This is a genomic window from Streptomyces sp. NRRL F-2580 (assembly GCF_000720115.1).
Classification (GTDB): domain Bacteria; phylum Actinomycetota; class Actinomycetes; order Streptomycetales; family Streptomycetaceae; genus Streptomyces.
Map to the genome: position 1 here is coordinate 83,444 of NZ_JOIR01000012.1, position 7,940 is coordinate 91,383.

General features: G+C 72.9%; 3 protein-coding genes. 2 read left to right on the forward strand and 1 reads right to left on the reverse strand.

Annotated features, from left to right (window positions below; all coding sequences use genetic code 11):
• The first annotated feature begins 3 nt into the window (after nt 1–3).
• Together IF88_RS40360 and IF88_RS0115955 are read left to right on the forward strand one after the other, a co-directional pair.
• Nucleotides 4–4,698 carry a non-ribosomal peptide synthetase gene (locus IF88_RS40360; protein WP_158754389.1) on the forward strand — a complete coding sequence of 1,565 codons (4,695 nt, stop codon included), beginning with the start codon at nt 4–6 and terminating at the stop codon, nt 4,696–4,698.
• On the forward strand, nt 4,695–6,404 hold the full coding sequence (locus IF88_RS0115955; protein ID WP_051836932.1) for an AMP-binding protein: 1,710 nt from the start codon (nt 4,695–4,697) through the stop codon (nt 6,402–6,404). The genes IF88_RS40360 and IF88_RS0115955 overlap by 4 nt, the downstream gene beginning before the upstream one ends.
• Before the next feature lie 91 nt (nt 6,405–6,495).
• On the opposite strand, the gene IF88_RS0115960 is transcribed toward IF88_RS0115955, so the two are convergent.
• Nucleotides 6,496–7,851, reverse strand: coding sequence for a cytochrome P450 (locus IF88_RS0115960; protein ID WP_051836934.1), 1,356 nt, complete (start codon nt 7,849–7,851; stop codon nt 6,496–6,498).
• Nucleotides 7,852–7,940 lie beyond the last annotated feature (89 nt).

Consider the following 7,940-nt stretch of genomic DNA (forward strand, 5'->3'; position numbering starts at 1 on the left):
GCTGTGCCCATTCCCGACCAGGACGAGGGCCTGAACCAGATCCGAGATCTGTTGGCCGAGGTCAACAGCGACTACGACCGCTGGGTCGATCCGCAGGAGCCCTTGTTCCTCGACTCGCTGGACGCCGTACGGTTCAAGTCAGCCATCGACACCGCGTGTACGGTCGACCTCCCGCTGGAGATGTTCTTCGGCCACTGCACGATCGAAACGCTCGCCGGGGCGCTGCTCAACCATGGTACGGACGGCGGGTCCGTCCCGCAGCTGGTTCCGGCACCCGAGCGCGACCACGAGCCCTTCGGCCTCACCGACGTCCAGCAGGCGTACTGGCTGGGCAGCCGGGGATTCGACCTCGGCGGTCGTTCCGCCCACTTCTACGTCGAGGTGGACCTGTTCGCCGCCGACCGCGAACGCGTCGAGGAGGCCTTCAACACCCTGATCGGCCGCCACGGCATGCTGCGGGCGGCGCTGCTCCCCGACGGCCGCCAGCAGGTGGCCCCCGAGGTGCCGTACTACCGCTTCCGCCACGGCGACCTGAGCGGGCTTCCGGAAGCCGACGGCCGATGTCGTCTCGACGAGACCCGCGAGGAGATGGCCGCCCAGGTCTTCGACCCGCACACGTGGCCGCTGTACGACATACGCACCCACCAGCTGGACGCCGGCCGGCTCCGCCTCCACATCAGCATCGACCTGCTCTTCGCCGACGCCGGCAGCATCCAGGTCCTGCTGGCAGAGTGGATCCGCCTCGTCCTCGACCCCGACTCCCTCGGCCCGGCCCCCGCGGTGACCTTCCGCGACTACCTCGACGGCGTCGCCGCACACCGTGCGCAGCCCGGCCACGAGGCGGCCCGCGCGTACTGGTCCGACCGCCTCGACTCGCTGCCGCAGGCCCCCGAACTGCCCGTCCGCACCCTCGCCGACACCCGGGCCCCGGCCTTCGTACGCCGCGAGCGCCGGCTGCCCGGGCGGGTGTGGCGGCAGATCAGGGACCGCGCGAACACCCTCGGCGTCACGCCCTCCGTACTGCTGTGCGCCGCCTACGCGCAGGTCCTGCGGACCTGGAGCCGCACCTCCCGCTTCACCCTCAACCTGACGCTCGCCGACCGGCCGCACCGGCACGCCGACATCGACCGGGTGATCGGCGACTTCACCAGCACCATCCTGCTGGAGTGCGACCTGAGCGGCGCCCCGGACCTGGCCACGGCCGCCGGCCGGCTCCAGACTCAGCTGCGGCAGGACCTGGCCCACGCCCGGTTCAGCGGTGTCGAGGTGCAGCGCGAGCTGGCGCGCCGCGGCGACGGCACGCAGGCGCGGATGCCCGTCGTCTTCACCAGCCTGCTGCGCGAGCAGGACAGCCTCGGCTCCCTCGAAGGCATGGTCTTCGAGACCGCGTACGCCATCTCCCAGACCCCGCAGGTCTACCTCGACAACCAGGTCGTGGCCCGCGGCAGCGATCTGCTGATCAGCTGGGACGCCGTGGAGGAGATGTTCCCCGAGGGCGTGCTCGACGACATGTTCGCCGCCTACCTGGGCCTGGTCGAGCGCATCGCGGAGCAGGAGGCGCCCGCGCCGGTCACCCTGCCGTCCCGGCAGCTCGCCGTGCGCGCGGCCGTGAACGACACCGCCGGCCCGCTGCCCGACGAGCTCCTGCACGCGGCCGTCGGCCGGCAGGCCGCCGCGCACCCCGACGCGCCGGCCGTGATCACCGCCGGCGCCACGCTCACCTACGGCGAACTCGACCGCCGCGCCGACCAGATCGCCCGGCGGCTGCGCGAGCTCGGCGCGGCGCCGAACACCCTGGTCGCCGTCCTCATGCACAAGGGATGGGAGCAGATCCCGGCCGTACTGGGAGTGCTCCGCGCCGGCGCGGCCTACCTGCCGGTGGACGCCGGCCTCCCGCAGGAGCGCATCGACCAGCTGATCGAGGCCGGCGGGGTGACGGTGGCCCTCGCCCAGCCCGGCGCGTACGTGCCGCAGGGCATCACGGGCCTGGTCGTGGACCGGCAACCGTGGCCGGACGTGCCGGACGGACCGGTCGAGGCCCCGGACACCGGCCCCGACGACCTCGCGTACGTCATCTTCACCTCGGGATCGACCGGCCGCCCCAAGGGCGTGATGATCAGCCACCGCTCCGCGGTGAACACGATCGACGACATCAACACCCGCTGCGCCGTCGGCCGCGGGGACCGGGTCCTCGGACTGTCCTCGCTCAGCTTCGACCTGTCCGTGTACGACGTCTTCGGCGTGCTCGGAGCCGGCGGCGCACTGGTGCTGCCCGCGCCCGGCGAGACGCGCGACCCCGGCCGCTGGGCCGCGCTCGCGGACGAGCACCGGGTGACCCTGTGGAACACCGTCCCGCCGCTGCTCGAACTGCTGGTCGAGCACTGCGAGCAGCAGGGCGGCGGATTCCCGCGCTCGCTGCGCACGGCCCTGCTCAGCGGTGACTGGATCCCGCTGACCCTGCCCGGCCGGGTCCGGGCCGTCGCCTCCGGCGGGCCCGAGCTGATCAGCCTCGGCGGCGCGACCGAGGCGGCGATCTGGTCGATCTGGCACCCGATCGACCGCATCGATCCCGAGTGGCGCAGCGTTCCCTACGGCACCCCCCTGCGCAACCAGACCTTCCACGTGCTCGACGCCGATCTCACCGACAAGCCGGACCACGTCACCGGCGATCTGCACATCGGCGGCGCGGGCGTGGCCCGGGGTTACTGGGGCGACCCCGAGCGCACCGCGGCGCAGTTCATCGTCCACCCGGTCACCGGCGAGCGCCTGTACCGGACCGGCGACCTCGGCCGCTACCTGCCCGACGGCACCCTCGAACTGCTCGGCAGGGACGACTTCCAGGTCAAGATCGGCGGCCACCGGATCGAGCTCGGCGAGATCGAGGCCGTGCTCGGCAGCCACCCCGGGGTCAAGGCCGCGGTCGTCGTGGCCCAGGACGCCAAGCGGCTGATCGGCTACGCCGTGCCCGAGAGGGGGGCCGCCTTCGCCGACGACGAGCTGCGCACCCACCTCGGGGCCAAGCTCCCCTCGTACATGGTCCCCGCCGTCGTCATGACCCTGGACCGGTTCCCCACGGGAGCCAACGGGAAGCTCGACCGGCGCGCGCTGCCCGTGCCGGAGGCCGTCGCACCGGGAGCCGAGCCGCCCGCGACCCCGGCCGAGGAGGCCCTGGCCCGCGCCTGGGCCTCCGTACTGCCCGTGGAGACCATCGGCCGCCACGACGACTTCTACGCCCTCGGCGGGGATTCGCTGCTCGGCGTACGCGCCGTGGCCAAGGCCGCCGAGCAGGGGATCCACCTCACGCTCGCGGACTTCTTCGCCCACCCGACCGTCGCCGGGCAGGCGGGGCTCGCGACCGACCGGCCGACGGCCGCCGCGGACCAGGGCGAGATCACCGGGCGGGCCGGGCTCTCGCCCAGCCAGCTCTGGTTCTTCGAGCAGGACTTCGCCGCGGCCGACCACTGGAACGGCATGTGGCCGGTCTTCGAGCTGGACCGGCGGCTGGAGCCCGGTCCGCTGCGCGAGGCCCTCGCCACCGTGCTCGCCCACCACGACGGGCTGCGCGCCCGGTTCCGCACCGAGGAACAGGGACCCTACGCGGAACTGCCCGGCGTGCGGCCGCCGGCCGAATGCAGGGTCACGGAGGTCGACCTCGGCCGGACCGCCGACGCCGACGTCGAGGCGGAGATCGCCCGGCACGCCGCACTCCGCAACGGCCAGCTCGACCTGGCCGACGGCATGACCGTCCAGCTCACCCAGTTCGACCTCGGCCCGGCGCGCCGGCCCAGGCTCCTCGTCAGCGCCCACTGGCTGGTCATGGACTACTACTCCTCCCGGGTGTTCTACGAGGACCTGCGCACCGCCTACTTCGCCGTCGAGCGGGGCGACGAACCGGTCCTGCCGCCCAAGACGGCCTCCCTGCCGCAGGCCGCGGCCCGGCTCCACGCGTACGCGGCGAGCGAGGAGGTCACGGCCGAGCTCCCGTACTGGAGCAGGCTCGCCGACCTCTCACCGCGGCCGCTGCCCGTCGACCACCGCCTCGGCCCCAATACGCAGGCCTCCGCCGTCCGCCACTTCACGGAGGTGACCGGCGAGACCTTCGACGCGGTGGTCACCGGGCTCCCGCGCACGCAGGGCGCCGAGATCCGCGAGGTGCTGCTGACCGCGCTGGCCCGGGCCGTGACCGCCTGGACGGGACAGCCGGAACTCGTCGTCGAGGTGGAGGGCCACGGCCGCCAACGAGCCTTCGGTTCGCTGGACATCTCCCGTACGGTCGCCCGCTTCTCCACGCTGTCGCCGCTGGTGCTGCGCCCCGGTGACCTCGCCTCCGTGCGCGCGCAGATCCGGGAGATGCCCCACCAGGGCGTCGGATACGGCCTGTTGCGCCACCTGCATCCCGACCCCGCGGTACGGGCGCGCATGGCCGAGGTCCCCGTGCCCGAGATCGGCTTCAACTACTGGGGCGACGTCAGCGAGTACTTCACCGGTGACGCCCGCCCGGTGGTGGACTCCTTCGGCCACCACCGCAGCGACCTCGGCCACCGGACGAGGACGCTCGACCTGATGGCGATGGTGTCGGACGGCACCCTGCGCCTGGTCTGGACGTACAGCTCCCACCTGCACGAGGAATCGACGGTCCGGGCCCTGGCCGACCGCTTCATCGAAGAACTGCACACGCTGGCGCGGAGCGCCGGATGAACGGGGAAGAGAAGATCATGGAACACCCGCGTCCCGAGGACCTGTTCGGCGCGGTGACCGTGCCCGAGGTGCTGGAACTCGCCGCCACCACCCCGCGCGGGATCACCGTGGTGAACCGGCAGCTCGACCAGACCCCGATGCCGTACGCACTGCTGGCCGCCGGGGCGCGGCGGGTGGCCGGCGGGCTGGTCCGGGCGGGCGTGGCCGAGGGGGACCGCGTGGCGATCGTGTCCTCCACCTCGCCCGGTTTCCTGCTCAGCCTGTTCGGCGTCTGGCGGGCGGGCGCCGTGCCCGTCATCCTGCCGCTGCCACACCGGCTGTCGGACCTGCCGGAGTTCGTCGCCGAGATCAACCGGCGGCTCGACCACGTGGACGCGCGCTGCGTGGTGGTCGCCGACGCCTTCGGCGACTTCGTCACCGGCCGGATCACCGGCGACCGGCCGGTGCTGACCTGCGGTGAACTGGCCTCGGAGCGGGAGGAGATCAGCGGGCCGGTCCGGACCCGGCCCGAGGACCTCGCCTACCTGCAGTTCACCTCGGGCACCACCGGCCTGCCCCGGGCGGTCGCGCTCACCCACCGGCAGATGCTCACGAACGCCGCGGTGTGCTGCGAACGCCTCGAACTGGTACGGGACCGCAGCGTGCACGTCAGCTGGCTGCCGCTCTACCACGACATGGGCCTGATCTCCGTGCTCTCCGGCATGGCCTACCGGATCAAGATGGTGTTGCAGCCGCCGGAGGACTTCCTGGCCCGGCCGGACTCCTGGGTGGACGCCCTGTCCCGGTTCCGGGCCACCAGTACGGTCGCCCCGAACTTCGCCTACGGCCTCGCCGCCCAGGGCATGCGGCTGCGTCCGCGGGAGCTCGACCTGTCCCACCTGGAGGTGTGCGGGGACGGCGCGGAGCCGATCCGGGCGGCCACCCTCGAACAGTTCGTGGAGGCGGGCGCCGCGTACGGGCTCCGGCCCCAGGCGATGACCCCGATGTACGGGCTGGCCGAGGCCACCCTGGCCGTCGCCATGGGAGAGGCGACCCGCCCGCTGGTCTGGGACCACGTGTCCCGGGAGGGACTGCAGGCGGGCTCCGTCGCGACCCCCGTGCCCGCCGGCGCACCCGATGCCCGCGCGCTGGCGGTCTGCGGGCCCCCTGTGCCCGGGGTCCGGATCGAGATCAGGCAGGAGGACGGCGTGCCGCTGGAGGAGCGCCGGGTCGGCGAGATCTGGGTGAACAGCCCCTCCCTGATGCAGGGCTACTGGGAGGACCCCGAGGCGACCGCGGCCGTGCTGCGCGACGGCTGGCTGCGCACCGGCGACCTCGGCTACCGGACCGAGGACGGGGGCCTGGTGGTCTGCGGCCGCGTCAAGGACATGATCATCGTCTCGGGCCGCAACCTGTACCCCGAGGACTACGAGCACGTCGCGGCGAAGGTGGAGGGCGTACGGCCGGTCTGCGCGGCCTTCGCGGTGCCGGACACCGAGCGGATGATCGTGGCCTTCGAGACCGCCAAGGGCTTCGACAACCACGCCGAGCTGGCGGCCCTGGTGATGAAGCGGCTGCGCGAGCACCTCGGGCACGCCCCCGACAAGGTCGTGGCCCTGGACAAGGGCGCGATCCCGCGCACCTCCTCCGGCAAGGTCCAGCGCGCCCTGACCCGGGAGCGCTACCTGACGGGGAAGCTGCCGGTCCTGGCGGAACTCGCCCGCTGACCGCCGCCGGACACTGACGCCGGCCACAGACGCCGATCGCGGCCGCCCCGTACGGGACGGCCCCGATCCGCGTCTCACCGCCGCGTCGGGATCAGCGGCGGCGGCGCACCACGAGCCGCGCACCCCGCGAGGGGATCAGCGTGACGTGGTGCGCCTTCTGCTCCTCCGGGGCGGCCCGGTCGGGCCGGATCTCGTACCGCACGAGCACCTCGCGCAGGGCCACGGTCGCCTCCAGCAGCGCGAAACCAGCGCCTATGCAGCGGCGGGCGCCCCCGCCGAACGGGATCCACGTGTGGGCCGGCGGCTGGCCGTCGAGGAAGCGCTCGGGGCGGAACTCGTCCGGCTGGTGGTGGTAGGCCGGGTCCGACTGCACCAGACCGATGGCGGGCATCACGGTGGCGCCGGCGGGCAGCCGGTAGCCGCCGACCGTGAGCGGCTGGGTCAGCTGCCTGGCCACCTCGTACACCACGGGCTTGAGCCGCAGCGCCTCCTTGGCGACGGCGGTGAGGTAGGCGTCGTCGCCCTCGTCCGCGGCGCGCTGCGCCCGCCTCAACTGCTCCGGCTGGCGGACCAGTTCGTGCAGCGCCCAGGCCAGCCCGGTGGCCGTGGTCTCGTGCCCGGCGAGGAGCAGCGTGATCAGCTGGTCGCGCAGCTCCGCGTCGCTGAACCCGCCGCCCTCCTCGTTCTCCGCCGCCTGGAGCAGCCGCGACAGCACGTCGGTGCGGCTGTGCAGGTCGGCGGCGCGGCGCCGGTCGGAGATCTCCGCGTACAGCAGCTTGTCGAGGCCCCGCTGGAGGCCGATGTGGCGGCGCCACGGCCCGAAGCGCTGCAGGAGCGGGTAGGGGAGTCCGAGCAGGGTGACCGGCCCGATGTCCGCGATGCCGCGCACGAGCGGGCGCATCCGCTTCAGCCTGGCCTCATCGGTGACCCCGAACACCACCTGGAGGATCACCTCCAGGGTCAGGGCCTGCATCCGCTCGTGGGAGCTGAAGACGGTCTCCTCGGGCCAGCCGTCCACCTCCGCCCTGGTCAGCTCGCCGACCATCTCCTGGTAGCCGGCCAGCGCCGCACCGGTGAACGCGGGCATCAGCAGCCGGCGGGACCTGCGGTGCTCGGCCTCGTCGGTGAGGAGGACCGAGTGGTCACCGAGGGCCGGGCCCATGATCGCGTTGCCCTCGCCCGCGTGCAGGACCTCCACCGGACCGCCGAACACGGTCTTGATGTCCTCCTGCTTGGTGAGGATCACCAGATGGCGGGTGGGAGTGGTCAGCCGCAGGGTGAACACGTCCCCGTGGATGCTGCGCAGGGCCGGGAACAGCCGGTGCCGGTACTGGGCGAACAGCAGGGTCTGGACCACCGCGGGCAGGCGCAGACCGGGCGGCCGCTTCGTCGAGCCCGTTTCGGGTAAGCCTTTGGCGGTCGACACTTCATCAATACCGCTGGTCATTGCGGAAATCCCCCTCGGTGAACGAATCTCTGCGTTTCGTTCGAATGCACATCTGGTCCCGACTCACGCTAGCAGCCGGGTCGACGGGC